At 44.3% G+C, this 24,695-nt stretch carries 28 protein-coding genes; 16 read left to right on the top strand and 12 right to left on the bottom strand.

Translation table 11 applies throughout. The features are described 5' to 3' along the window. Positions 1–55: 55 nt before the first annotated feature. The 6 genes from G9F50_RS18005 to G9F50_RS17980 all read left to right on the top strand — a co-directional run bounded on the left by G9F50_RS18005 (position 56) and on the right by G9F50_RS17980 (position 5,511). The gene (locus tag G9F50_RS18005; protein ID WP_042634877.1) at positions 56–520 is read left to right on the top strand and encodes a TIR domain-containing protein; all 465 of its coding nucleotides are present in this window, start codon (positions 56–58) and stop codon (positions 518–520) included. Beyond that, positions 517–1,527 (top strand): thymidylate synthase, encoded by a 1,011-nt coding sequence (locus tag G9F50_RS18000; RefSeq protein ID WP_060563159.1) that lies wholly within the window; start codon positions 517–519, stop codon positions 1,525–1,527. The genes G9F50_RS18005 and G9F50_RS18000 overlap by 4 nt, the downstream gene beginning before the upstream one ends. Continuing rightward, positions 1,524–2,282, top strand: a complete 759-nt coding sequence (locus G9F50_RS17995) for a class I SAM-dependent methyltransferase (protein WP_007409545.1) — start codon at positions 1,524–1,526, stop codon at positions 2,280–2,282. Before G9F50_RS18000 ends, G9F50_RS17995 begins: the two co-directional genes overlap by 4 nt. A gap of 14 nt (positions 2,283–2,296) precedes the next feature. Next, positions 2,297–3,115 (top strand): bifunctional hydroxymethylpyrimidine kinase/phosphomethylpyrimidine kinase, encoded by an 819-nt coding sequence (gene thiD / locus G9F50_RS17990; protein ID WP_060563160.1) that lies wholly within the window; start codon positions 2,297–2,299, stop codon positions 3,113–3,115. Positions 3,116–3,123: 8 nt separating this feature from the next. After that, the gene (locus G9F50_RS17985; protein WP_060563161.1) at positions 3,124–4,362 is read left to right on the top strand and encodes an HAD-IIA family hydrolase; all 1,239 of its coding nucleotides are present in this window, start codon (positions 3,124–3,126) and stop codon (positions 4,360–4,362) included. Between the two features lie 186 nt (positions 4,363–4,548). After that, positions 4,549–5,511: an arsenic resistance protein gene (locus G9F50_RS17980; protein ID WP_060563162.1), complete on the top strand. Its 963-nt coding sequence runs from the start codon at positions 4,549–4,551 to the stop codon at positions 5,509–5,511. A 59-nt stretch (positions 5,512–5,570) separates the two neighbouring features. Here G9F50_RS17980 and G9F50_RS17975 read toward each other — a convergent pair whose 3' ends face one another. Beyond that, positions 5,571–6,620, bottom strand: a complete 1,050-nt coding sequence (locus G9F50_RS17975) for an NAD(P)-dependent alcohol dehydrogenase (protein WP_060563163.1) — start codon at positions 6,618–6,620, stop codon at positions 5,571–5,573. 159 nt (positions 6,621–6,779) lie between these two features. On the opposite strand from G9F50_RS17975, the gene G9F50_RS17970 reads away from it, so the two are divergent. Both G9F50_RS17970 and G9F50_RS17965 read left to right on the top strand, forming a co-directional pair. Then, positions 6,780–7,184 (top strand): MerR family transcriptional regulator, encoded by a 405-nt coding sequence (locus G9F50_RS17970; RefSeq protein WP_003156088.1) that lies wholly within the window; start codon positions 6,780–6,782, stop codon positions 7,182–7,184. Positions 7,185–7,407: 223 nt separating this feature from the next. After that, positions 7,408–8,697 (top strand): Na+/H+ antiporter NhaC family protein, encoded by a 1,290-nt coding sequence (locus G9F50_RS17965; protein ID WP_060563164.1) that lies wholly within the window; start codon positions 7,408–7,410, stop codon positions 8,695–8,697. 30 nt (positions 8,698–8,727) lie between these two features. On the opposite strand, the gene pdxR (G9F50_RS17960) is transcribed toward G9F50_RS17965, so the two are convergent. Further along, a complete protein-coding gene (gene pdxR / locus G9F50_RS17960) occupies positions 8,728–10,110 on the bottom strand; it encodes a MocR-like pyridoxine biosynthesis transcription factor PdxR (RefSeq protein WP_165406575.1) in 1,383 nt (460 codons plus the stop codon). A 117-nt stretch (positions 10,111–10,227) separates the two neighbouring features. Here pdxR (G9F50_RS17960) and G9F50_RS17955 point away from each other — a divergent pair, with 117 nt between their 5' ends. Continuing rightward, positions 10,228–10,848: an FMN-binding negative transcriptional regulator gene (locus G9F50_RS17955; RefSeq protein ID WP_060563166.1), complete on the top strand. Its 621-nt coding sequence runs from the start codon at positions 10,228–10,230 to the stop codon at positions 10,846–10,848. 47 nt (positions 10,849–10,895) lie between these two features. Here G9F50_RS17955 and G9F50_RS17950 read toward each other — a convergent pair whose 3' ends face one another. Further along, positions 10,896–11,258 carry a hypothetical protein gene (locus tag G9F50_RS17950; RefSeq protein ID WP_042634883.1) on the bottom strand — a complete coding sequence of 121 codons (363 nt, stop codon included), beginning with the start codon at positions 11,256–11,258 and terminating at the stop codon, positions 10,896–10,898. Between the two features lie 206 nt (positions 11,259–11,464). Between G9F50_RS17950 and G9F50_RS17945 the strand changes: the two genes are divergently transcribed. From G9F50_RS17945 to G9F50_RS17930, 4 genes are all read left to right on the top strand, one after another. Continuing rightward, positions 11,465–12,073 carry a class I SAM-dependent methyltransferase gene (locus G9F50_RS17945; protein ID WP_060563167.1) on the top strand — a complete coding sequence of 203 codons (609 nt, stop codon included), beginning with the start codon at positions 11,465–11,467 and terminating at the stop codon, positions 12,071–12,073. Further along, the gene (locus G9F50_RS17940; RefSeq protein ID WP_012116926.1) at positions 12,045–12,731 is read left to right on the top strand and encodes a response regulator transcription factor; all 687 of its coding nucleotides are present in this window, start codon (positions 12,045–12,047) and stop codon (positions 12,729–12,731) included. The genes G9F50_RS17945 and G9F50_RS17940 overlap by 29 nt, the downstream gene beginning before the upstream one ends. After that, entirely contained in the window at positions 12,728–13,801 is a 1,074-nt protein-coding gene (locus G9F50_RS17935) for a sensor histidine kinase (RefSeq protein WP_060563168.1), read from the top strand. The genes G9F50_RS17940 and G9F50_RS17935 overlap by 4 nt, the downstream gene beginning before the upstream one ends. A 126-nt stretch (positions 13,802–13,927) precedes the next feature. Continuing rightward, complete coding sequence (locus tag G9F50_RS17930; RefSeq protein ID WP_060563169.1) at positions 13,928–14,557, top strand: TVP38/TMEM64 family protein; 630 nt, start codon at positions 13,928–13,930, stop codon at positions 14,555–14,557. Between the two features lie 90 nt (positions 14,558–14,647). On the opposite strand, the gene G9F50_RS17925 is transcribed toward G9F50_RS17930, so the two are convergent. Further along, on the bottom strand, positions 14,648–15,838 hold the full coding sequence (locus tag G9F50_RS17925) for an MFS transporter (RefSeq protein ID WP_060563170.1): 1,191 nt from the start codon (positions 15,836–15,838) through the stop codon (positions 14,648–14,650). A gap of 258 nt (positions 15,839–16,096) precedes the next feature. Here G9F50_RS17925 and G9F50_RS17920 point away from each other — a divergent pair, with 258 nt between their 5' ends. After that, the gene (locus tag G9F50_RS17920; RefSeq protein ID WP_021495037.1) at positions 16,097–16,675 is read left to right on the top strand and encodes a TetR/AcrR family transcriptional regulator; all 579 of its coding nucleotides are present in this window, start codon (positions 16,097–16,099) and stop codon (positions 16,673–16,675) included. A 77-nt stretch (positions 16,676–16,752) separates the two neighbouring features. On the opposite strand, the gene G9F50_RS17915 is transcribed toward G9F50_RS17920, so the two are convergent. Beyond that, positions 16,753–17,637, bottom strand: a complete 885-nt coding sequence (locus tag G9F50_RS17915) for a DMT family transporter (RefSeq protein WP_060563171.1) — start codon at positions 17,635–17,637, stop codon at positions 16,753–16,755. A 126-nt stretch (positions 17,638–17,763) separates the two neighbouring features. On the opposite strand from G9F50_RS17915, the gene pdxR (G9F50_RS17910) reads away from it, so the two are divergent. After that, complete coding sequence (gene pdxR / locus G9F50_RS17910) at positions 17,764–19,152, top strand: MocR-like pyridoxine biosynthesis transcription factor PdxR (RefSeq protein ID WP_060563172.1); 1,389 nt, start codon at positions 17,764–17,766, stop codon at positions 19,150–19,152. A gap of 65 nt (positions 19,153–19,217) precedes the next feature. On the opposite strand, the gene G9F50_RS17905 is transcribed toward pdxR (G9F50_RS17910), so the two are convergent. The 7 genes from G9F50_RS17905 to G9F50_RS17875 form a co-directional block, all read right to left on the bottom strand. Beyond that, a complete protein-coding gene (locus tag G9F50_RS17905; RefSeq protein ID WP_014417026.1) occupies positions 19,218–19,517 on the bottom strand; it encodes a spore coat protein in 300 nt (99 codons plus the stop codon). Positions 19,518–19,532: 15 nt separating this feature from the next. Next, positions 19,533–19,730, bottom strand: a complete 198-nt coding sequence (locus G9F50_RS17900) for a hypothetical protein (RefSeq protein WP_007409327.1) — start codon at positions 19,728–19,730, stop codon at positions 19,533–19,535. Between the two features lie 18 nt (positions 19,731–19,748). Further along, positions 19,749–20,885 carry a zinc-dependent alcohol dehydrogenase gene (locus G9F50_RS17895; protein WP_069006886.1) on the bottom strand — a complete coding sequence of 379 codons (1,137 nt, stop codon included), beginning with the start codon at positions 20,883–20,885 and terminating at the stop codon, positions 19,749–19,751. A gap of 18 nt (positions 20,886–20,903) precedes the next feature. Then, positions 20,904–21,272: a spore coat protein gene (locus tag G9F50_RS17890; protein WP_015416918.1), complete on the bottom strand. Its 369-nt coding sequence runs from the start codon at positions 21,270–21,272 to the stop codon at positions 20,904–20,906. A gap of 17 nt (positions 21,273–21,289) precedes the next feature. Beyond that, positions 21,290–21,535, bottom strand: coding sequence for a hypothetical protein (locus G9F50_RS17885; protein WP_007409324.1), 246 nt, complete (start codon positions 21,533–21,535; stop codon positions 21,290–21,292). Between the two features lie 132 nt (positions 21,536–21,667). Next, positions 21,668–22,882 (bottom strand): MFS transporter, encoded by a 1,215-nt coding sequence (locus G9F50_RS17880; protein ID WP_032866790.1) that lies wholly within the window; start codon positions 22,880–22,882, stop codon positions 21,668–21,670. Then, positions 22,879–23,916 (bottom strand): ROK family protein, encoded by a 1,038-nt coding sequence (locus G9F50_RS17875; RefSeq protein ID WP_165406574.1) that lies wholly within the window; start codon positions 23,914–23,916, stop codon positions 22,879–22,881. The genes G9F50_RS17880 and G9F50_RS17875 overlap by 4 nt, the downstream gene beginning before the upstream one ends. A 146-nt stretch (positions 23,917–24,062) precedes the next feature. Between G9F50_RS17875 and G9F50_RS17870 the strand changes: the two genes are divergently transcribed. Beyond that, entirely contained in the window at positions 24,063–24,599 is a 537-nt protein-coding gene (locus tag G9F50_RS17870; RefSeq protein ID WP_060563176.1) for a sugar O-acetyltransferase, read from the top strand. Positions 24,600–24,695 lie beyond the last annotated feature (96 nt).

Raw genomic sequence — 24,695 nt, 5'->3', positions numbered from 1 at the left:
AAGCCACTTTCCATAGAGGAAAGTGGCTTTATTTATTTTGAAAGGGTGATATGAAGTGGCGACTAAAAAAGTTTTTCTGGCAGGGCCTTTTAAAAGTTTAGTAGATGAGAAAACTGGATTGATGAGTACGTATGAGAGGGGAAAGCTGGAATCATTAATTTCCTTTTTTGAGAATGAAGGATGGCTGGTTCATAATGCTCACAAGCGGGAAGGGTGGGGGAAAGATTTCATGACACCTCTTCAATGCACTAAAATTGATTTTGATGAAATAAGTACTTGCGACCTTTTTGCAGCATTTCCCGGATCACCCGCTTCTCCTGGAACACATATAGAAATTGGATGGGCTTCCGCCTTGAAAAAAAAGATCGTGCTATTTCTAGAAAAGGACAAGGATTATGCTTTCTTAATTCAAGGGTTACATGCAGTGGCGGATGTTGAGTACATCAGCTATAAAGATACAGATGATTTATTAGAGAACATTAAAAATACCTTTGCAGCATATAAGGCGGAATCTCAATGAAAAAGAAAACTTTTCATGAAGCATATACGGAAACGCTGTATGACATCTATCACAACCCTGAATTTTTCAATTCACCGCGCGGACAAAAAAGCAGAGAACAATTGAACTACCATCTGACTCTGGAAAATCCAATAGAACGTGTCACTTATTTATCCTCAAGAAAAACCAATATCGTGTTTAATTTTGCTGAAGTGCTATGGTATTTATCGGGGAGTAACGACTTAGATTTTATCAGTTATTACAATAAAAAAATGCCTTCATACTCAATGAATAAAAAAACATTAACAGGCACTGCGTACGGGCCTAAAATATTCGAATTCGGAAATGCAAAACTAAATCAATGGAATAGAATAAAAAATCTTTTGACACAAGAAGATATTGATTCAAAAAGGGCATTTATTCAAATATTCGATGCTTCGGAACTCTTCGTTTTAGAAAATATAGATGTTTCCTGCACAATCGGTTTGCAGTTTTTTGTGAGGGAAGGCGAATTATACATGTCTTCTGTCATGCGTGCAAATGATGCTTTTCGCGGGATGATCAGTGATCTTTTCTCATTTACCTTCATGCAGGAATTAATGGCCAGAGAACTGCGTGTAGAAGTCGGAGAATATTTTCATAATGCGGGATCAATCCATATTTATGATTCAGATCATGAATGGGCGAAAACGGTGCTTGAAGAAGCTGAAAATCACCATGATATTCCGGAATTTGAATTTCCGAAAATGCCTGAGGGAAATAACTGGCCGTCCATTGAAACAGTCTTAAAGTACGAAGAATTACTTAGGAAAGATCAAATTTCTATGACTAAAAACGATATTGAAATGCTTGATTTACCTGATTACTGGAAACAGATTCTTTTCCTTTTCAGTATATACCAGCATATTGCATATAAACGGGATATGGATCATTCTCTATTTCAAAGTTTACTTCCTGTATATCAATTTTTCGTCAGGAATAAGTGGCTTCATTATTTCTCAACTGAGCAAAAGGAGGAAATTCAATGAAAACTTCATGGAAAGAAGACAGCGTTGCTGGTAAATTCGATGCTTATAACGACGTTTTAGAACAAACGTTAGGTTTTGAGTTTGTTTTTCGTACTTTTGATAAAGCGGAGATTAAAAAGGTGCTCGATTTCGGATGCGGTCCAGGAAAGGTAGCTTATAGGCTGGCTGACAGAATAGGCTGCAATGTGATCGCAGTCGATGAATCAAGGAAGATGTTAGATATAGCAAAGGCAAAAAGACAACATCCTCATGTGGACTATCATTTAATTGAACACGATAATCTTTCCTTCTTACCAGATCACTCAGTTGATGCTGCAATGGCCTGTTATGTTTTTATTAATACGGATAGTGACCAGCGTATCAAAGGTATCATAGATGAAATTTTTCGCGTGTTAAAACCAGGAGCTTCATTTGTCATACTCGATACGAATCCTGATTCAACCGGAATTGAATTTTCAACCTTCCGCAATGGAATACCGGGGAAAGAATATTCTTACGGAGAAGAAAGAAATGAATGGCTCCATGTTCCCGGACAAGCAGATTTAATTTTAAATGATTTTCATTGGCCGAAGTCAATGTATTATAAACTATTAACTCATGCAGGTTTTGAAAATGTAACTTTATCAGAACCAACGTTAAACGATATTGACCAAGAGCATGTAAAAGCCATAGAGAAAGAGTTTCAATTTAATAATTGGAAATGTGAAAAGGAATATCCGCCTTTTGTCATTTTTAAAGCAGTGAAACCTGCCTGAAGGAGGAGTGTAAGTTGACGGATATTTATAAAGCGCTTTCGATTGCTGGGACTGATCCTTCCGGAGGGGCGGGAATTCACGCGGATTTAAAAACATTTCAGGAACAAAAGGTATATGGAATGGCAGTTATTACATCAGTTGTTGCACAAAACACACTTGGTGTGAAAAGTTTTGAGGAGATGTCTCTTCAGAATATATCTCAGCAAATAGACTGTGTCATGGATGATATAAAACCGGATGCTGTCAAAAGCGGTATGCTTGCAAGTATAGGAATTATTGAATTGCTGGCAGAAAAGTTAAAAGACGCAAATATTCAATCGTATGTGATGGATCCGGTTATGATTGCTAAAAGCGGACATCATCTGCTCCATAAGGACGCCATTGATCATTTGAAGAAATTATTAATCCCCCAAACAACTGTTATTACACCGAACATTCCGGAAGCGGAAGTAATCATCGGCAAATCAATCGAGACTGTACAGCAGATGCGTGATGCGGCGAAAGAAATAGTGGAGGTATACGGGGCAAAAAGTGCTGTCGTAAAAGGGGGGCACCTGAACGGAGAAGCCCGTGATATTTTGTACTTTGACGAGGACTTCGAGGAATTTGTTTCTCCCCGCTTTGATACAAAGCATACTCATGGAACAGGCTGTACGTTTTCAGCTGTGATAACTGCAGAGCTGGCAAAGCAGCACAGCATACCGGAATCAGTGGCAACTGGAAAGGAATTCATTTCAGCAGCCATTAAACATCCTTTAGGAATCGGGAAAGGACAAGGCCCTACAAATCATTTTGCGTATCGCTCAACTATTAACCAAGAGACAACCGCTTAAGGAGTGTTATGATGATCTCCAAGAATTATGATGTATTTTTATTTGATTTAGACGGAGTGATATATATAGGAGATAAAGCTTTACCAGGAGCTGCGGCCTCTTTAAAACGACTCCGTGAAGAAAAGAAAGCCATTCGCTTTTTAACGAATGATCCTTGTGTTACAAGAGAAACGATTGTGAAACGCCTTCATAAACTGGGGATTTCAGCAAGTATTGATGAAGTGTTTACTGCGGGGTGGGCAACAGCTGATTACCTTGTCAGTGAAGGAATAAAGAAGGCATATATATTGGGAAATGACCAACTTAAAAGTGAAATTCAAAAGGCCGGTATTGATCTTACGGAAAATCAGGCGGAGGCTGTTGTCATTGGATGGGATCAAAATATTACATTTCAGGATGTGCATAAGGCAGTAAACCTCATCCGCTGCGGGGCTTCATTTATCGCTGCAAACGGGGATAAAACATTTCCTGCCGCTAACGGACCAGCTCCCGCGACAGGCGCTATAGTCGCGGCTGTTAAAACAGCAGCTGCTAAAGAGCCGATTATAATTGGAAAACCGGCGTCTTCAATATTTGAAAAAGTACTCGAGTCTTTTGAAGATAAAGAGAGATGCGTTATGATTGGGGATACGCCTGAAACAGATATTGTCGGAGCAAACCAAATAGGCATCACTTCCGTATTAGTTTCTGAACAAAATACTTTATTTCCTGCAAAACATGATTTTAGAAATCCGGATGTTGTGATCCGCGATCTGAAAGACTTGTTCGATAATGAAATAAAGGCAGAAGTACGGAAAAAACCGGATTTCCAATGGACAGAACAAGTGAAAGCCGGAGTCGCTGGAATTATAATTAAAGAATCAAGTTCCGTTTTATTAATGAAGCGTGCTGATAATGGTTTATGGGGCATTCCTTCAGGACATGTGGAACCTGGTGAAACAGTTGAACAAGCAATTATAAGAGAAATAGAAGAGGAAACTGGATTAGTAGTGAAAGTCTCTAAAATGATAGGCGTTTATTCTGATCCGAGTTCACAAACCTTTATATACCCTGACGGCAGAGTCAGCCATTTTATTACCAATTGTTTTCAATGTGACGTCATCGGCGGCACTTTGAAAAAGTCCACAGAGGAAGCTATGGAAATCAGATATTTTGATATCCATGAATTACCTGAACATCTCTTGCCGATGCACCCGAGATGGCTGGATGATGCTTTGGAAATGAAAGAGAATGCTTTTATTCGATAAGGAACAGTATGTCAAAAATACTTTTTGGGGGTTATTTACAAATTAACGGTTTTCAACCCATATTTCTCGGCCGCGTTCCAAAAACACCAAGTGTCACAGACCCTTGGTGTTTTTTAATTCCGGCAGAACCATAATGCAAGAGCGGCAGAAAAGAAGGTATAATGGGCGGGGAAGAGGTGTCAGCCAATGAAAATAACCAGAGAGACATTAGAAAAACAGCAAATTTGGATATATGGTGTGACTCTTGTAATCGGCGGAATAGCGGGGATGGCCGGGAAAGATTCAGGACTTCGCTGGGGATGGACGATATCACCGCTTATCGCTGTTCTCATGTATGCCATGTTTGCCCAAATCCCATTCTTGAAGCTGAGGGAAGCCATGTCAAACCTCAAGTTTATGGCGGCTTTATTGATCGGTAATTTCTTAGCTGTACCTGTCGTTGTATGGGTGTTAACCGCCATTTTTCCTCAATCTCCTCCTATATTATTAGGGGTTTGTTTGGTATTGCTTACACCTTGTATTGATTACGTCATCGTCTTTACTCAGCTCGGCAAAGGAAATGAGAGATTAATACTGGCTTCCACGCCGGTTTTGTTCGCCGTTCAGATGGTATTGCTTCCGTTATACTTGTGGCTGTTTATCGGGAAAGAAGTGATAGGGGCTGTTCATGCGGGGCCGTTTCTGGAAGCATTCTTATGTTTAATAGCGGGACCGCTGCTGGCGGCAGTGATGACACAATTGTGGGCTGATAAGAAGCCGGCTGGAGAAAAGATGTTAGAGTGGACGGCCTGGCTGCCTGTTCCTTTGATGGCTCTGGTCTTACTGGCGGTCGTCGCCACACAAATCGGAAAGGTCATCAGTGATGCTGGCATCATTATATGTGTGATTCCGATCTATCTGTTATTCCTGCTCATTATGCCGTTTGTCTCCCGGTTTATCGCATATGCGTTCCGTCTGAATACAGGTGAAGGAAGAGCATTGATCTTCAGCACGGGCACAAGAAATTCTCTCGCAGTCCTTCCGTTAGCGCTGGCTTTGCCGGATGCTTGGGCCTCATTAGCCGCCGCTGTTATCGTCACACAGACGATCGTTGAATTGATAGGCGAATTGGTTTACATAAAAGCGGTGCCCGGATGGCTGCTGAAATAAAAAATAATTTGAACTAAAAAAAACATACCAACAAATATTGGTATGTTTTTTTATGTCGATTATAAAGTTGAAATATCAATGACGAAACGGTAGCGGACATCGCTTTGGAGAACCCGTTCGTACGCTTCGTCAACTTGATTGGCCGGTATCACTTCAATTTTAGGAGCAATGTCGTGCTCGGCGGCGAAATCAAGCATCTCCTGAGTCTGCGGAATACCGCCGACGAGTGAACCCGCAATGCTGCGGCGGCCCGTGATTAAGGAGAACACACTGTATGAGTCCGGCTTAGCGGGCGCTCCCACATTTACCAATGTACCGTCAATGCGAAGCAGGGATAAGTAGGCATCTACGTCAAGGTTCGCGGATACTGTATTTAAAATAAGATCAAATCGTCCGGCCAGCTCAGTAAATGTATCCGGATCGCTTGTTGCAAAGTAATGATCGGCTCCAAATTCAAGCGCTTCGTCTTTTTTGTTCATTGAGCGGCTGAGGACGGTGACCTCTGCGCCTAAAGCGTGCGCGAATTGAACGGCTAAATGTCCGAGCCCGCCCATTCCGACAATCGCCACTTTTTTGCCGGGGCCGGCATTCCAGTGTTTCAACGGAGAATAGGTGGTAATGCCCGCGCACAATAGCGGGCTGGCAGCATCCAAATCCAGCTGATCCGGAATCCGGACAACGAATCTGTCAGTGACAACTATTTTCTGGCTGTAGCCGCCGTACGTAGGATTTCCGTCGTAGTCCAGGTTATTATAAGTCTGAACAACGCCTTTTGTGCAATATTGTTCGTCTCCGTTCAGACAGTATTCACATTCCCCGCAGGAGTCTACAAAACAGCCGACACCCACACGGTCGCCGACGGCAAATGTGGTGACTTCTTCACCCACGGCTTCCACAACTCCGGCAATTTCGTGTCCGGGAACCATCGGAAAGATTCCGCCGCCCCATTCATCGAATGCACTGTGGATGTCTGAGTGACAAATCCCGCTGTACTTAATATCAATCAGGATATCGTGCGGCCGTAATGCTCTTCTCTCAATCGTTGTCCGCTCAAATTTAGCTTTTGCATGCGGAGCGCTTAATACACGAGTCGGATGATTATTGCACATGGTTATCTTCCTTTCCAAGATAAAGTGATGAATCCTCTGTTCGATTTTACTTTAAATGTTAAAGCGGACTTTAAGTCAAGGAGTTTGGTTTATTTTTTTATGAAATGATATTCTATAATGGCACGCTTATGAAAGGTATGAAGGACGGGTGGTAAAAATATGAAGATTGCGCAGGCTGCAAAGCAGGTTGAGTTATCAGCCGCAACGCTTAGGTATTATGAAGGTATAGGACTGATTCCTCCGGTAAAACGCGATGAAAGCGGCATCCGCGATTATGACGAAGATGATGTGAATTGGATTCAATTTATAAAATGCATGAGAAGTGCCGGGCTGTCGATTGAGGCGCTGATTGAATATACCGCTTTATTTATTGAAGGAGCCGATCATACGATCGAACCCCGAAAAAACATCCTTATAAATGAAAGGAAAAGGCTGACGGAGAAACAGAGGGAAATTGATGAAACCATAAAACGATTAAACAGGAAGATTGAGGATTACGAAGATATCCTTGAAAATGAAGCGAAACTTAAAAACAGATTGAAAGCTGAATGTATTTCTGAATGAAGAGAAGGTGTCCCGGACGCGGGGCCGCATGAAATGTACCAAGGGAAACGAGCCTTGGTTTTTTTATTTTCTAAAGAGTGGAAACAAAACAGCTTTTTCTATCTTATCAATCATTACTTATCCTTTTTTCAGCTTGACTTTTTTACTGCAGACTTTTAAAGTGTGAAATGTTGCTTAGACTGTGATTAGCGACTTTAATGCTGAAAAGAGGTGGTTTACCCAGATGAACAATAAAAAGAACCCTTGGGCGTTATTGCCTTTAGTCTTATTCGTAGGGCTTTTTGTCGGCTCTGGTCTGATGACCGGAGATTTTTATAAATTGCCGATCTTGATTGCCGCGATCATTGCGTCAGCTTTTGCGCTGTTATTTAACCGGAAGAAATCGCTCAATCAAAAAATAGAATGGTTCGCTTCCGGTGCGGGACATCCTGATATTATCATTATGGTTATGATTTTTATATTGGCAGGTGCCTTTGCTTCAGCGGCTGAAGCGATGGGAGCGGTGCATTCAACTGTCAATCTTGCTTTGAGCGTTATTCCGCAGCAGTTTTTGCTGCCGGGGCTGTTTATCATTGCTTGTTTTATTTCTATATCGATGGGAACATCAATGGGCACGATTGCGGCGGTTGCGCCGATCAGCGCGGGTCTGAGCGGAGAGCTTGGAATCTCCGGCGCGATTACGATGGCGGCTGTGGTCGGCGGAGCTATGTTCGGAGATAATCTTTCTTTTATTTCTGATACGACCATCGCGTCAGTCCGGACGCAAAAAACACAAATGATGGATAAATTCAAAACGAACTTTCTGATTGTTTTGCCTGCTGCCATTGTGACTGTTATTATCTTATTTTTTATTCCGGCAGGCCACGCCGGCCATACGGGTGCTGAATCTTACAGCTGGATTAAGGTGCTTCCTTATGTCGCCGTGTTGGTTTTTGCGTTAATCGGTATTAATGTGATGGCTGTCATATTCGGCGGATTGGTTTTGACGGGAATCATCGGATTAGCGGGCGGCAGCCTGACGCTTGACTCTTATTTTAAGGCGATTACGGATGGAATTGCCGGAATGAGCGATCTGATCATCCTGTCCATGCTGATCGGCGGGATGGTCGGCGTGATGAAACAAAACGGCGGGATCGACTTTTTACTGGAGTTCATCACGAAACGAATCCGTTCGAAAAAAGGCGCCGAAGCCGGCATTGCCGGACTGGTCAGCGTGACGAATCTGGCTGCGGCCAATAATACGATCTCGATTATCGCAGCCGGGCCGATTGCAAAGAATATCGCTGATAAATTCAACATCGACAACAGAAAATCGGCAAGTATTCTGGATATCTTTTCGTGTATGATACAAGGATTGATTCCTTACGGCGCGCAGCTGTTATCAGCCGGGAAATTCGGGAATATTTCACCCGTCAGCATCCTGCCATACTCTTTCTATCCCGTTTTAATCGGAATCTGCGGCATCGCCGCCATTATGTTTGGACTGCCGAAATTCACAAGAAATACGAAATAAAAAAAGGCGCCGTTCGGCGCCTTTTTTCTTTCATGACAGCCAAGCATTTCTCAAAAGCTGTACGCCATGTGTGATCTGATCCGTATCGAGATGGGCGAAACCCAGCTTTATGATCGGCGGTTCGGGTTTTTCGGCAACGAAATAAACGGCGGTAGGGTATACCTTCACTCCGTACTGAAAAGCGCGTTCGATTAATGTTTCTTCTGTATAGTTCAGGTGAACTCTCACCAATATATACAATCCCGACTGCTCGCCGATGATCGTCACATGATCGCCGAACTGCTGCTTTACATGTGAAATCAAGTGCTGCATTTTTCGCCTGTAAACAATGCGCATGCGCTTAATATGGCGGGTCCATTCACCGGCCTTCATCAATTCAGCCATGGTCAGCTGGTTAAGCGAAGAAGCGGTGCTTTCGAAATGAATAAACCGTTCTTTATACCGGTGCAAAAGGCGCTGCGGCAAAACCATATAGCTTATGCGGATGCCCGGAAGAAAGGATTTTGAGAAATTCCCTAAATAAATCACCCGGTCTGATTGAATGGAAGCAAGAGCGGGAAACGGCTGCTGTGTATAACGGAATTCACTGTCATAATCATCCTCAAGAATATAACCCTCTCTATGATTCACCCAATTGATCAGAGTTTGGCGCTGCTGAATGGACATGCTTACGCCGTAAGGGCTGTGATGGGATGGGGTCACATAGATTAATTTTTCTTTCATTGCATGTAATTGAGAAAAATCAGCTCCGTTTTCATAGACAGGCATCGTTTCCAGAGATAGCCCGTGAAATTGAAAAGCCGCTCTGGCACCGTCAAATCCCGGGTCTTCAACGATCATTCCCGAAAAATCCTCTTTCAGAATCCGGCTGAGATATATCAGCATCTGCTGCGTGCTGCTGCCGATGATAATGGAATCCGCATCTGTTTTCACTCCGCGGGATTCCAAGAGATAAGCGGCAATTTGTTCACGCAGGTCTCTCTCGCCGAACGGTTCACCGTACAGGAAGCTTTTCTCTGATGTTAAAACTTGATTGTATAATTTTCTCCATGTTTTCAGAGGAAAATGCTTTTGATCGACGGCTCCGGCGCGAAAATCAATCAGGATCGGCTGAGTTGATTCGGTTTTTTCAGCGTAAACAACATCGTTTTCTTTTTGAAATATAGAAGGTTCTACTTCATTTACAAAATAACCTTTGCGTGTTTCTCCGCGAATGTATCCCTCCGCTAAAAGAAGATCATAAGCCATCAGCGTTGTATTACGGCTTACCCGCAGGGAATCTGCCAGCTCCCGAATCGAAGGCAGCCGCTCATCTGCCTGAATATTTCCCTGCTCAATCAATGTTTTAAATTGCTCGTAAATTTGTTTGTATTTCGGGGTATCGCTTTCGAAAGCGAAAATCATATTTTTCATCAGATGTTCTCCTCTGACATGTGTATTTATTCCTAACTGTACCTTTTTAAATGTCAGGTGATATCTTATTATAGCGGAAAGCGCTTTATCAATCCATGTTCGAGAGGAGAGTTTTGTATGTATATTCCGGCTCCATTTCAGCTGAGTGAAGCTCAAGCGTGCGATGTCATCAAAGAGTATGGTTTCGCAGCATTGTTTTCAACGGCGGAAGGCATGCCGTATGCAACCCACCTGCCATTGATGATGAGTAAGAATAACGAATGCTTATACGGTCATTTTGCATTGCCGAACCCCCAATGGAAAGAGATTGATGGCCAAAGCGTGTTAGCCGTTTTTCAAGGGCCTCATTGTTATATCTCGCCTAAATGGTATGAGACGCATCAGGCCGTTCCCACTTGGAATTATGTGGCGGTTCATGTTTACGGAGAGGCGGAGCTTTTGGATGAGGAAGAAACCGTGCAGTCGATGAGTGATCTCGTATTGAAATACGAAAGCCCCGACGGCCCGTACAAATTAGAGGATGTCGATGCGAAATTGCTGGCAGGCATGAACAAAGGGGTAAAAGGCTTTAAAATCAAAATCAGCAAAATAGAGGGGAAAGCAAAGCTGAGTCAAAATCATTCAGCTGCAAGACAAGGGCTGGTCGTACAACAGCTCAAACAGATTCCTCATACAAACGAACAGCTCATTTCCGGCTTGATGGAAGAAAACATCAAACGGATCACTGCGAACAACTGACAAGCATGTTAAAAACATACCGGCAGCATGCGGTATGTTTTTTCAGGTTATGAAGCTTTTCTCAGGATGAATAACGACTCAAACAGCACATAAATCAACGGCGCCATTAAAATGAAGAAAGAATGAAAAATAGCATACGGTATGAGTAAGTAAACGATAAGTTTCAATAGAATGGTAGACGGTTTATTGAATGTCCAGCGGTTCTTCAAGATATCAGTCATACAAGCTAAAACAAGGCCGACCGTCAAATATCCGGCTGCTATGTAAAGATAAATAAAAAGGTAAAACGGGTAAGAAGACAACGGCGGTGTGTCTTCCTGTGTCATTTTTAAACCCACATAAAAGACCAATAAAAAGCAAACGGACGAAACGAGAGCTAACAAAAGGTGTTTATATAAATACTTCTTCATGTGTTCACCTGCCTATGGCGCAATTATTTCTTAACATATTATGACATGGTTTTACCGCTGCTGAAAGAATCGGCAGCTGAAAAAGACGGCAAATCCCGCCGTCTTTTTTTATATCTTAAGATTTCTTAAGAACTTTCACCGCTTTTTCTTCAGGTTTTGAATGTAGAGTGTGTTTTATAAATTCAAAACAAATGGAGAGATTAAAGATGAAACGTCTGTTATTTTTATTTCAATATATTATGAATCCCAGATCGGTCGGCGCCGTTCTGCCCAGCTCGCGTTTTCTTGCTGAGAAGATGATGGGAAAAATTGATTTTCATAAAGCTGAATACATTGTTGAATACGGGCCAGGTACGGGAGTATTTACAAAAAAGCTGCTTGAAAAACGGCAGCCTGGGACGATGATCTTATTGATAGAACAAAATGAGGAATTTTATGCTTTGCTGCAAGAAAAATATAAAGAGGAACAGAACCTATTTATTGTACATGGATCGGCTGAACATATTGAGAGTCATATGAAGGAGCATGGAATTCCTTATGCCGACTATGTCGTCTCCGGACTTCCTTTTGCAAGCCTTCCGAAAAAAGTGTCTGCTGATATTTTGACGAATACGGCTAAAATCTTAAAAGATAACGGAGAATTCATTACGTTCCAATATACTCAATATAAGAAGGCATTGATTGAGCAATTCTTTCCGAAAACAGAAGTAAGGAGAGAATTCAGGAATATTCCGCCGGCTTATGTTTTCAGCTGTTCATTGCCGCAAAAAACGAGGGAGGATTCATATGGGGACAAGCATTCTTATCGTGGATGATGACAAAGATATCCGAAACCTGATCTCTGTCTATTTAGAAAATGAAGGAATAGACACACAGAAGGCGGAAGATGCTGCTGAAGCATTGAAATTATTGGAGCAAAAGGAGTTTGACCTGATTATTTTGGATATTATGATGCCCAATATGGATGGGATTGAGGCATGCATGAAGATCAGAGAAGAACGCAATCTGCCCATCATCATGCTTTCCGCCAAATCGGAGGATATGGATAAAATTCAAGGACTGGCCTCCGGCGCAGATGATTATTTAACGAAACCGTTTAACCCATTGGAATTGATCGCCAGAGTGAAATCGCAGCTGAGAAGGTATAAAAAATACAATACAGATACGATCAGCACGGCGAACGTCATTGAAATCGGTGATTTGACCGTTAATACGGATACAAGGCAGGTGTGGGTGCGGGGGAAAGAAGTCAGGCTCACTCCGAAAGAGTTTGATATTCTGGAGCTGCTTTCGAGAAACAAAGGAATTGTCATGAGTGTTGAAAAAATATATGAGGCGGTATGGAAGGAAGACTTTTTTAAGTCGGACAATACCGTAATGGTCCACATCACAAAGATCAGAGACAAGATAGAAGAGGATTCTAAACATCCGATTTATATCAAAACGGTATGGGGAACGGGATATAAAATATGAGGAAGTTTGGAAATAAGCTGATTGTCAGGCTTCTGATCGCGATCGCAATTAGTTATCTTGTTGCATTTGGTGTGTTGATTCTTGTTATTTTATCTATCTCATATCTGTACAAAATAAATTATTTAACAGATGTGAGCCAGGGAAACGCTAATTTTAGGATACTGATTCAATTTACTGCAGCTATTTTGACCTTTATTGCGGTTTTTTTGTTATTGGTGCGGAAAAAAATATTATATTTGAAACACATTACGGAGAGTGTTCACCATATTGCCAATGGAAATTTAGGCTTGACCATCAGGACTGAAAGCAGGGATGAATTGACACAGCTTGCACAACATATCAATTATATGTCCGAAGAATTAGAGAATAAATTTGAACATGAAAGACAATTAGAACGAGTGAAAAGTGAGCTGATCTCAAGTGTATCTCACGATTTAAGGACCCCGTTAACATCAATTATCGGATATTTGGATCTGCTTAAAAAAGAACAATACAACAGTAAAGCTCAATTTCAGGAGTACCTTGAAACGATTTATTCCAAATCGCAAAGGCTGAAATATTTAATTGATGAACTGTTTGAATATACACATTTATCGAGTCCGGACGTTACTTTGAACCGCAGCAAAACAGACTTGTCTGCCCTATTGGAACAAATCACCGGAGAGTACATTCCCATTTTTGAAAAGGAACAATTAACTGTCCGAAAATCAATTACGGAAGAACATGTTCCCGTCTGTATTGATATAGAAAAGATGGTTCGCGTTTATGATAATCTTTTTATGAATGCGCTGAAGTACAGCATCAAACCATCTGAATTGTTCATAAACCTAGAAATAAAAGATGAAAAAGCAATTTTGCAAGTGTCAAACAAGGCCGAACATCTCCCTGCTGACGATATCAATCAATTGTTTGAACGGTTTTTCAGAGGGGATAAGGCTAGGACGGGTCATCAAGGTACCGGGCTCGGACTTGCCATTTCAAAGAGAATTGTTGAGCTTCACAGCGGCCGTATCCATGCGGATTACAGCGGCGGATGGCTTCGTTTTTCTGTTGAACACCCGATTGACTAGAGCTTGCGGGACAAACGTTCCGTAAGCTTTTTTCTTAGAATAACTTAAGAATCCTTAAGAATTTTACCGGCTGTTTCTTCATTTTTTTTGCTTATGATGTGATGGAAAGCGAGGAGAGCGGAGAAATTGAAAAATAAAATGATTTTATTATGTATATGGTTTTTAGGCGTTTATTGTTTGAAGGAACTGGACGTGCTGTCATTTGATATGAATGATGTAACGGACTTTATATCAGGGCATGCGGAATACGCGATGCTGCTGTTTTTGGCTTTGTGGGTCGTCAGGCTTCTCTTTTTTATTCCCGGCATGACGCTGATGTTTTTGGGCGGAATCTGCTTTGATCCGATGGTCAGCATTTTATTATCAATGGCCGGCCTGTTTATAAGCGAAACATTGGTTTATCTTTTTTCAAAGAAATTCGCCAGCGAAAAAACGACTCAATTACTGGAAGATAAATATCCTGACTTGAAAGTGTTATTGGAGGCGTACAATTATAAGTTTTTGGCATTGGGGATGATTTGTCCGGCAGCTCCTACGGATGTGATTTGTTTTTTATCCGCTGCAGTCGGGTTAAAGTATTCTGCCTACATGTTAACTGTATTGATTTCAAATATTCCTATGGTGCTATTGTCCGGCTTTGTCGTTATCAACTTCAGTGAGTCAATGACAGGTATTGTGTTAGTAATCGTTTCGTTTCTATTGATTACGATCTTAACGGTGAGAATGTGGAATCGTATGAAGCAAAATTTTTCATGAGTCCGGATTTTTTGTTCGGATGGATGTAAAGAAGAATACACCAAAAAAAGCTGTCAGCTTGGTCCTGACGGCTTATTTTTGGTGAAAGGCTTATTTCTCCGTTGTGAAATAAAGCAATGCGATGACCGGAAAAGCGATTCCAATCCATAATGTGATATTCCACCCGCCTGAGGCGTATGCCCATCCTCCGATTGATGATCCTATAGCACCGCCCAGAAAGAAGATGGCCATAAATAATCCGTTTAATCGGCTGCGAAATTCAGGTGCCAACGAAAAAATGGCACGCTGACTGAGTACGAGATTGGCAGATACCCCCATATCCAACAGGATAGCTGCGGCCACCAGAACTGCTATTCCGACGGGGGAGCTGCTCTGAATCATGAGCGGGAGTAATAAAGAAACGATGACAGCACCGAGAGCGATTCCGGTGGCAAGCCGGGTCAGGCCGCGATCAGCCAGACGGCCGCCTATCGGTGCAGCCGCTGCACCTGCAATGCCCGCTAATGCATACAGCGCGATTGCCTTTTGAGAAAAATGAAAAGCAGGACCGGACAATAATAAAGGTACAGTCGTCCAGAACAAGCTGAAAGCTCCAAATACAAACGCATGATAAATGGCACGGCGGCGTAAGACCGGAGTCGTGCGCAGCAGCTTCCACATTGAACCGAGTAAGACGGTGTAGCTTGTGTTTGCTGTTGGTTTTCTGGCAGGAAGCACTTTTGATAAGACGATTGCCAGCACAACACTTAACGCGGCGGATAAAGCAAATATGGCATTCCACCCCCATATATCAGCGACCAGACTGGATATCGGACGGGAAAGCATAATACCGAGCAGCAGGCCGCTCATCACATTGCCGACAACCCGGCCGCGTGCGGCGTCCGGTGCAAGGTATGATGCAAACGGAACAAGCACTTGGGCTGCAATTGATCCCAGTCCGATGAAAAACGCAGCGGCTAAAAACAGTGTTCCATGCTTCGCAAATGCTGTCAGTGTCAAAGCGGCTGCGCTTAGAAGGAGCGATACAACGACAAGTTTTTTGTTTTCGATAATGTCTCCCAAAGGGACGAGAAACAGTAAGCCGGCAACGTATCCGATTTGAGTCAGTGTGACAATCAATCCTGCGCTGCTTGGAGAAAGCCCGATTGCCGCACTAATGAATCCTGCCAAGGGCTGTGCATAATAAAGATTAGCGACAATGATACCGCATGCCGTTGCGAGAAGAAGGGTTAAACCAGGTGAAATTCCCTGATCTGCTGTCTGTTTGTTTTCTTTAGCCATATGAATGAACTCCTTTTTAAGTGGGTTTTATGATGCTTGATAAATGATTTGCTGATTCATCTCCTTTACGCAGAGGCTTTGGGAGTCTATGTTTCATCAAAACTTCCCTCAAGTTATTTTATAAACTAAACGTTTAGTTTTATTATAAACAAATAATATACTAAACGTTTAGTTTTGTAAATGGGTTTCTGTTTTCTTTTTTTATACAGGTTAAGTATACTGAACGTATCGTTTATAATTCGGGAAGGAATGATTCATGTGCAGAGTAAACGAGGACGGCCGCGCGATGAAGGAACACATAAGGCGATTCTTTCTGCAGCGTATGACCTATTGTTGGAAAATGGCTTTGACGCGGTGACAGTCGATAAAATTGCTGAGCGTGCCAAAGTAAGTAAGGCAACGATTTATAAATGGTGGTCAAACAAGGCTGCCGTTATCATGGACAGCTTTCTTTCGACCGCTACGGACAGACTGCCTGTGCCAGATACAGGATCAACAGTGCAAGATATATTGACCCACGCCACGAATTTAGCAAGATTTTTGACAAGCCGGGAAGGAACCGTTATTAAGGAATTAATAGGTGCTGGACAGCTGGATGCAAAATTGGCGGAAGAATATCGCACGCGATTTTTCCAGCCCCGCCGCCTCCAAGCGAAAGGCCTTCTGGAAAAGGGAATTCAAAAAGGTGAATTAAGAGAGAATCTTGATATTGACGTAAGCATCGATCTCATTTACGGACCGATTTTCTATCGCCTGTTGATCACAGGTGATGAGGTGAATGATTCCTATGTGCATGATCTGGTGATGAGTGCGTTTAAGGGAGTTCAGCCTGCCTGAAAAATAGCCGGATCATGTGAAAGAGATACAGACTTCTGCTGCCTACGGGCGGAATATAATGAAAAGGCCGAACAAGTTCATTGTTCGGCCTTTTCTGATTGATTTGCGAACTGCCGGGCGGCCGCCACGCAAGCGATAACGCCGACATTCACCGCCGCAAGTTCCCATCCTGCTTTTTCATGGAGAATCATGGCGGCCAGTAACAGTCCGAAGAAAGGCTGCAGAAGCTGCAGCTGTCCGACCGCGGCGATGCCTCCCTGGGCGAGTCCGCGATACCAGAATACGAAGCCGATCAGCATGCTGAATATTGAGACATATGCAAGACTGAGCAGTGCGGGCGCGCCGATGTTTGACCACGAGTCCGGCATGAAGCAGAAAGACAGGATGAACATAAGGGGAAGCGATAAAACGAGTGCCCAAGAGATCACCTGCCAGTTGCCAAGCCGCCGGGAGAGGCGGGCGCCTTCGGCATAACCGAGACCGCACACGATAATCGAAGCGATCATGTACGTATCACCGAGCGGAGAGGATTCTCCTCCTTGCAACAGAGCATATCCGGCTACGAGGATGCTGCCGGCAGCCGAGAAAATCCAAAAGACCGGCCTGGGCCGTTCGCCTCCGCGCATGACGCCGAAGATCGCCGTCGCAAGCGGGAGAAGTCCGATGTAGACAATGGCATGAGCGGATGTGACATGCTGAAGCGCTAAGGCTGTAAGCAGCGGGAAACCGATCACGACGCCGAGCGCTACTGTTATTAGTGAAATGATGTCGCTTTTGGCAGGGCGTTTCTCCTGAAAAATGAGGAGCAGAGCGCCTGCCAATATACCGGCTATCGCGGCGCGGCATACGGTGAGAAATACCGGGTCAAAGTCCGCTACAGCCAAGCGGGTCGCGGGAAGCGAACCGCTGAAAATGAGCACGCCGATAAATCCGTTAATCCAGCCGTTTGCGGCTTTATTCATTCCAATCACTCCAATATATATTTCTAAACACATTTTCAAAGTTTATAATGACTATAAACTGAAATTGACCTTATACAAATGGCCAGTTTTTATAAAAAGAAGAATGCCAGTTTGGAGGGAGTAAAAATGGATATCACGCCATTTTTAAATAGAGATCTGGATATTCCGCTTTATCAGCAGCTTTATCGGCATTTTAAGGAAAATATGCATCAGGGCCGTCTTCCTAAAGGACTGAAGCTTCCTTCAAAAAGGCTTTTGTCAAGTCAGCTTTCCGTCAGTCAGACGACTGTGGAGCGTGCCTATGAACAGCTTGCCGCCGAAGGCTATATTGTCAGTAAGCCGAGAAGCGGATGGTTTGCCGATTATGACTCGGACGCCGTCTATGTGAAAAAGCCGGGCGCTTCGCCTGTTCAAACAAAGGCGAAGGAAGACCGCCAATGGATTGATTTTCACTACGGCACTGTGGATGCCGCTCATTTTCCGTTTTCGGCATGGCGCAAAAGCATGGTTGCAAGCTTAGATCAATACGGGCACGAGCTGTATCGGTCCGGGGATGATTTGGGCGAGCTTGAACTGAGAACGCTCATTTCGGAGTACTTATATCAGTCGCGCGGGGTGAATTGCCGTCCTGAACAAGTGATAGTCGGCGCCGGGAACCCTGCTCTTTTGCAAATGCTGTGCAAAATATTTGAATCAAATCTATCCATCGGATATGAAGATCCGGGTTATCCGAGAGCGAGGGAGATTTTTAAAGCCAATCACATGAAGATCATTCCGATACCCGTCGATGATGAAGGAGTCTGTATCCGGAAGCTGAATGAAGAGCGGCCGCGTCTTGTATATGTCACGCCTTCTCATCAATTTACGTTAGGAACGATTATGCCGGTAAACAGAAGGATTCAGCTGCTGAAATGGGCGGAGGAACATCAATCGTTCATTATAGAAGATGATTATGACGGTGAATTCCGATACACCGGCCAGCCGATCCCATCATTGCAGGGGCTTGATCAGCATCACCGTGTCATTTATATGGGAACGTTTTCCCAATCTCTGCTTCCTTCGCTGCGCATCAGCTATATGATTCTTCCTTTGCCGCTTATTGAAAAAGGCAGGGAAATCGCTTCTTTATATAAACAGACCGTTTCCTGCCACAGTCAGCTGACGCTGGCTCAATTTATCAAAAGCGGAGAGTGGCAGAAACATATTAACAGAATGAGAAAGCTGTACCGGAAAAAAAGAGCGGTATTATTAGAGGCTGTGCGGCGCGAGCTGCGACAATACGTCAGGATTCGCGGAGAAAATTCCGGGCTGCGGATTTTACTTGACGTTCATCTGCCTTTCAGCGAAAAAGAGCTGATTGAAAAGGCGGAGGAACAAGGCGTCAAAATCTATCCCGTGTCTCTCACCTATCAAAAACAGGTTCCTGAAAAAACAGTTTCCCTCGGATTCGCGGGGGTTTCTGAAACCGATATACAAGAAGGCATAAAAAAACTGAGAGCCGCCTGGGCGCTGTAAAAGGCAGCTCACAGTTTGAAATACTGAAGCTTGAGTCAGGGGTGCAGTCTCAGCAGCAAAACAATTTATAGGACGGGCAGGCGGAGCGCCGTATCAATATTTTGCAAATTGAGCCGGACTTGTTCATTTGTGTTCCACGGGTGATACCAGCCTTTTTCCATCATATAGCGTGAGATTTGCTCGTGCATGTCAAGGGCTTCTTCTAAGTGCCGGGTGAGGATCGCTTTCACTTCAGGCGTTCCGGCTTCCGTCGCCGCCATCGCATAGTTTCTGACACCGCTTTTTGCCGAATTCAATAAATCCATTGCGACAATTTGGTCTGTCAGTGCATTCATTCCCGTCAAGTATTCAATAATCGGATTCATTCGTCATTCATCTCCTCATTCATGCTGTGCATCAGATAAAATTGAGGCAAATTCCTGTAATTGCCTTGTTGATGTATCCGCATCCTGCTGCATGATTTCTTTCAGCTGCGGATCGGATACGAGCGCTTTCATGGTTTTAGATTTCGTCAGACAAAGTGACTTAAAAGAAGCCATCTCCTGAATTTCGAGTAATTCATGTAAGGCGCTGGCCATTTCTGTAGCCTCCGTTCTTTAAGGTTTGAGTACAACTTTAATACAATCATCTGTTTTCGTGTCAAACATCTCATAGCCGTGCTTCGCTTCACTAAGCGGAATGACATGGCTTACAACATCGCCCGGATCAATTTTGCCGGTTGACACCAATTCAAACATATACGGCATATAGTGGATGACCGGAGCTTGTCCTGATCGGATATTGACGTTTCGCTGCATGATATCGCCAAGGGGGAACCCGTTGTATCTGCCGCCGTACACGCCCGTAATCTGGATCGTTCCGCCTTTTCGCACCGCTTGGGAGGCAATGACTAAAGCGCTCATCGCCCCGCCCTGAAGTTTTAATCCGCTGGCGAGGAACTCAAGGTCTGTCATTTTCCCGTCCATGCCGACGGCGTCAATGACAACGTCGGCGCCGCCTTTGGTGATTTCCTTCAGGTAGCTGCCCGTATTTTCGTGGTCTTCGAAGTTCACGATTTCCACTTTATTCGTCCGTTTCGCATGCTGGAGACGGTAGTTGACATAGTCTACGGCTATTACGCGTTTTGCTCCCTTTAACCAGCAGAATTTTTGAGCGAAAAGGCCCACGGGCCCGCAGCCGAGAACGATAACTGTATCGCCTTCTTTTACGCCGGCATTGTCAACGCTCCAAAAGCCGGTTGTCATCGCATCGGAAATAACACTCAGTTTCTCATCCGGCTCTTCACATGTTTCGGGAACTTTAAAATGAGTAAAGTTCGCAAATGGAACGCGCAAATACTCCGCCTGGCCTCCCGGATAGCCGCCGGCATTTCCTGAATAGCCGAAATAAGCGCCTATATCGCCGTTCTCATTTGATTGATCACATTGGCTTTCCAGGTGATTTTTACAATAAACGCATTCTCCGCAGGCGATATTAAAAGGAATAATGACGCGGTCCCCTTTTTTGACTTTCGTCACGCCGGGACCGGTTTCTTCCACGATGCCCATCGGTTCATGCCCGATGATGTAGTCTTCCTGCAAGTTCGGGATGAGTCCGTGGATTAAATGTAAATCTGATCCGCAAATTGCCGTACTTGTGACTTTTATAATCATGTCATCGTGGTTTTCAATCTTCGGATCAGGCACGTCTTTCACAACGACGTTTTTCACTCCTTGATACGTTACGGCCTTCATGCTGTAATACCTCCAGTGTTAGTGTTCATCAGGTGTGCGGTCAAACATCCCTTTTCTGTTCGTTTCAACGGGAAACAGATTCATATTTCCGACCATGAGGGTATTTTTCGCAGAGAGCTGATCCAATTTATACTGTTCGCTCAGATCATGCGGGTGAAACCACTTTTTGCTGACCATCAAGTCTGTTATCTCCTGATGCATCGTGATTCCCTGCATGAGCTGTTTGCGAAGCAAAGCTCTTACATCAGGTGAAGCGGTTTCTGTTAAAGCAACGGCGGTATTTCTGACGCCTTCTTTGGCGCGTATGAGAAAATCCATTGCGAATGTCATATCCGCAAGTTCAGGGACATGTAATGAATTGATCGGATCTAAATGGTCATGATTCAATGATGCTTACCTTCCTTTCAATTGATGATCGAAGTCGGCCGGTTTTGAGGAACGGGAGCCTGAAACGTTGCCCGTTCATAAACCGCCTGCAGATCAGCCAGGTCTTGAGAGGCTTGCTGAACGTCTTTTTCCATTAACGTTTTCAGATCCTGATCAAACACAAGCCCTTGCATGAGCTTGGATTTCGCTACACAAAGCGTCTTGAAGTTAATGATTTCATGTAAGTCAAGCGACTCGTGAGCCGCTAATTCACGCTTTTCCATAATCGTCTGAAACCTCCCTTTGTAGAAATACGTAGTTAATTTCCCCTGAGAAAAGCGGTCTAGTCTTACAAATTTTGTTTATCAGATAAAGCGGAGAGTCAAAAAAGAGGAAGCACAATCGCTTCCTCTTGTTCACATGGAATGGCTGTTGGTGTCATGAACATTTTTCTGATGCGCGGGCGGTTTTGCCGCGCGGGAGACGAGACCGCTGAGCAAAATGCCGATCAGTACGATGATCAGTGCTTTAACAAGGCCGAATTCTTCACCGAGCAGTCCGAGAACGGGAGGGCCGACTAAGAAGGCGCAGTAGCCGACGAAGGAGATTGCTCCGACCCGCTTAACTGCTCCTTTTGGGTCATCGCCGGCTGCGGAAAGGCCGACCGGGAAGCCGAGGGAGGCGCCGATTCCCCAAAGAAAGACGCCGATTACGGCTGCTGTGAGGTTTCCGCTGAAAATCACAAGGGAAAGTCCGATGACACTGATGGCGGTGCAGAGACGAAGAACGGGCACGCGTCCGTACCGGTCCAAAAATGCCCCGCCAAAGATGCGGGCGATCAGCATAGCGGTGAGGAAGACGCCGTAAACCGCCGTGCCTTGCGCGTGCGTCACGTGAAAACCATCCGTCATGGTGAGCGGAAGCCAGTCATTGGCCGACCCTTCTGCGAAAGCCATTCCGAGCACGATGAGCCCGATCAGCAGCGTGCGCGGCTCTGTCCAGACGTTTACCGGCTTTTCGCTTGAAACTTCCTGCCACCTTGAGACGGCATCTTCTTTCCCGGTGTCCTCGGGCAGAAACCGGAAGAAAGTAAAAATCAGGATAAACTCAATTCCGGCAATGAGCAGCAGGTGAACGAGAACGGGAACCTTGAATAAAATAGCGAGAGAGGCGAGTCCCGCGCCTAGCAATGTGCCGGCGCTGAATGATGCGTGCAATGCGGGCATCATGGTTTTCCCGGCGGCGCGTTCAAGGGCGGAACCATCTACATTAAGGGCCACTTCCGCAAGTCCGTAGCCGAGCCCGAAGATGATCAGTCCGGCAAATACGATGCTTTTGAAAGCGGCAAAAACACCTGCGCTGATGACGAATATCCCGATAATGACAATCAGAACGCTGATCAAAGCAACGAATCTGGTGCCTTTCCGCGAGATGATCCGGCTGGCGCTTAACAGGCCGATCAATGAGCCGCATGCAAGCCCGAAAATAATCAACCCCATCATTGACGTCGAGGCTTTCAGCGTTTCTCTGACTTCAGGCGTGCGGGAAATCCAGGATGAGAAAGCAAGTCCGGGCAGCGAAAAAATAATAAAAAGGGAAAGTTTCCATTTTTGAATGCCCTGTTTACTCATGAAATCAGTTCCCTCTCTGCCAAATGAAGCGGAAAACGCAGAGATTTTAAGGTGATGGCAATCAATCCTTTTTGATAATAGGGCTGGATGTCATCAATGAGAATCAGCTCGGGCATGTGTTCTTTCGGGACAAAAGCGGAGCATGCTTCATAAACCTGTTCCATATCCAACCCTTTTGATAATTCTCCGATAAACGCAATGGCCTGCGGATTGATGATTGAAATCATGGCGCTTGTCATCTTAACAGCCAGTTCCGGAAAAGAATCCGGTGAATAGAGCTTTTCAAGCTGCTGCTTGCGTGTCGATTCAAATGGAATATAAGAAATTTCTCCGGCGAATTGTGTATTGCCTTTGACTAAGCGCCCGTCTATAACAAAGCGCGCTCCCGGAGGATTGTCTTTGACAAATGCGGCCATGGCGATGGTTTTCGGGACGGTATATTGCTGATCGCGATAAAATCCGTACAAAGCGTAATGCATCTCGTTTTCTACATTGACTTTGACAGAATGTCTGGCTTCAAGTCTTTCCTGCATCGGGATATCACACAGCTCTTCAGTGTCACAAATGCCGATGACGCCGTGGCTGACCACACCCTGAACCCCTATGCCGATCGCCTTTATATTGGGAAACCGCCTTATCCATTCGTCAGTAAGCCGTTCGATGAGGTCATAATTGATGACATCATAAAAGCGGCTGTCTTTTTCAACATAGTCACCGTGCCAATCTGCCAGCGCGACGTCAATCGAATGGACGCCGCCTTCTGTTTTAACGGATATGCCGAGTACCAAATGACTGTCCGCATTTAACGTAAACTGCCTTGCTTTTCTTCCGCCTGTTGAGGCGCTCGGTTCCATTTCCATGACTTCGCCGCGTTCTTTTAATTCATGTAAAATGTTTCCGCACGTGGCGGCGCTGAGCCCTGTTTGTTGAGAGAGAAAGGAAATGGTGGCCGCATCCGTTTTCAGCAGCGCTTCAATGATGGTTTCTTCATTCGTTTTTTTTACAATGGATGTATTATTAATGGTATTCGCCATGATTCCGCACTCCTTTATTAATCACTTTTTAAAAGACTTATTAAAAGTAGTTTAAAATATACTTCCCGAATCAGTCAAGACGGTTTAAAATTGTTTTCAAACGGAGAATAAATAGAATATCCTTGCTGAGAATGGAGGCTCGACACATGAGTTCTGATAACAAAATCTATTATGAACGCGGAACGGAAGAGCTGAGGAAGAAAAACATCCGGGCGCATAGGCTTGTCCGGGAATTAAACGACGCCGATTCGGAAGCGTTTGAAACAAAAGAAGCGATCATCAGAGAACTGTTCGGGACGGCGGGAGAGAAACCGAGCATTGAGCATAACTTTCATTGTGATATCGGAACCAATATTCATGTCGGCGATCATTTTTATGCCGGCTATAATTGCACCATTTTAGACATGGCTGACGTGCGGATAGGCGATAACTGTATGATAGGGCCGAATGTCGGGATCTATACAGCCGGGCATTCTCTGCAGCCGGAAGGAAGAAATAAAAGCGGTTACGGCATTCCGATTACGATCGGCAGCAATGTATGGATCGGAGGAAGCTGTGTCATTTTAGCAGGCGTCACCATCGGCGAAAACTCCGTCATTGCGGCCGGTACAGTCGTTACGAAAGACGTCCCGCCAAATTCCGTCATGGCCGGAAACCCGGGAAAGGTCATAAAAAAGATATGAACAAAAAAGCAGCTTGCGAGGGACTGCCCCCCCGTTTTTGAGACAGGGGTCAAAACACCTTTTAAACAGCCAATTGCCGATAGTTTATCGGTGATT

It is taken from the genome of Bacillus sp. EKM206B, from assembly GCF_011066015.1.
GTDB lineage: Bacteria > Bacillota > Bacilli > Bacillales > Bacillaceae > Bacillus > Bacillus velezensis.
The sequence above is the reverse complement of the archived record's forward strand: the minus strand, read 5'-3'. Positions and strand labels throughout refer to the sequence as shown.

Coding starts and splice junctions, on each gene's coding strand:
- G9F50_RS18000 (WP_060563159.1), top strand. CDS start 517: ATGAAAAAGAAAACTTTTCATGAAGCATATACGGAAACGCTGTATGAC.
- G9F50_RS17995 (WP_007409545.1), top strand. CDS start 1,524: ATGAAAACTTCATGGAAAGAAGACAGCGTTGCTGGTAAATTCGATGCT.
- G9F50_RS17985 (WP_060563161.1), top strand. CDS start 3,124: ATGATGATCTCCAAGAATTATGATGTATTTTTATTTGATTTAGACGGA.
- G9F50_RS17980 (WP_060563162.1), top strand. CDS start 4,549: ATGAAAATAACCAGAGAGACATTAGAAAAACAGCAAATTTGGATATAT.
- G9F50_RS17975 (WP_060563163.1), bottom strand. CDS start 6,620: ATGTGCAATAATCATCCGACTCGTGTATTAAGCGCTCCGCATGCAAAA.
- G9F50_RS17970 (WP_003156088.1), top strand. CDS start 6,780: ATGAAGATTGCGCAGGCTGCAAAGCAGGTTGAGTTATCAGCCGCAACG.
- G9F50_RS17965 (WP_060563164.1), top strand. CDS start 7,408: ATGAACAATAAAAAGAACCCTTGGGCGTTATTGCCTTTAGTCTTATTC.
- pdxR (WP_165406575.1), bottom strand. CDS start 10,110: ATGAAAAATATGATTTTCGCTTTCGAAAGCGATACCCCGAAATACAAA.
- G9F50_RS17955 (WP_060563166.1), top strand. CDS start 10,228: ATGTATATTCCGGCTCCATTTCAGCTGAGTGAAGCTCAAGCGTGCGAT.
- G9F50_RS17950 (WP_042634883.1), bottom strand. CDS start 11,258: ATGAAGAAGTATTTATATAAACACCTTTTGTTAGCTCTCGTTTCGTCC.
- G9F50_RS17945 (WP_060563167.1), top strand. CDS start 11,465: ATGAAACGTCTGTTATTTTTATTTCAATATATTATGAATCCCAGATCG.
- G9F50_RS17940 (WP_012116926.1), top strand. CDS start 12,045: ATGGGGACAAGCATTCTTATCGTGGATGATGACAAAGATATCCGAAAC.
- G9F50_RS17935 (WP_060563168.1), top strand. CDS start 12,728: ATGAGGAAGTTTGGAAATAAGCTGATTGTCAGGCTTCTGATCGCGATC.
- G9F50_RS17925 (WP_060563170.1), bottom strand. CDS start 15,838: ATGGCTAAAGAAAACAAACAGACAGCAGATCAGGGAATTTCACCTGGT.
- G9F50_RS17915 (WP_060563171.1), bottom strand. CDS start 17,637: ATGAATAAAGCCGCAAACGGCTGGATTAACGGATTTATCGGCGTGCTC.
- pdxR (WP_060563172.1), top strand. CDS start 17,764: ATGGATATCACGCCATTTTTAAATAGAGATCTGGATATTCCGCTTTAT.
- G9F50_RS17905 (WP_014417026.1), bottom strand. CDS start 19,517: ATGAATCCGATTATTGAATACTTGACGGGAATGAATGCACTGACAGAC.
- G9F50_RS17900 (WP_007409327.1), bottom strand. CDS start 19,730: ATGGCCAGCGCCTTACATGAATTACTCGAAATTCAGGAGATGGCTTCT.
- G9F50_RS17895 (WP_069006886.1), bottom strand. CDS start 20,885: ATGAAGGCCGTAACGTATCAAGGAGTGAAAAACGTCGTTGTGAAAGAC.
- G9F50_RS17885 (WP_007409324.1), bottom strand. CDS start 21,535: ATGGAAAAGCGTGAATTAGCGGCTCACGAGTCGCTTGACTTACATGAA.
- G9F50_RS17880 (WP_032866790.1), bottom strand. CDS start 22,882: ATGAGTAAACAGGGCATTCAAAAATGGAAACTTTCCCTTTTTATTATT.
- G9F50_RS17875 (WP_165406574.1), bottom strand. CDS start 23,916: ATGGCGAATACCATTAATAATACATCCATTGTAAAAAAAACGAATGAA.
- G9F50_RS17870 (WP_060563176.1), top strand. CDS start 24,063: ATGAGTTCTGATAACAAAATCTATTATGAACGCGGAACGGAAGAGCTG.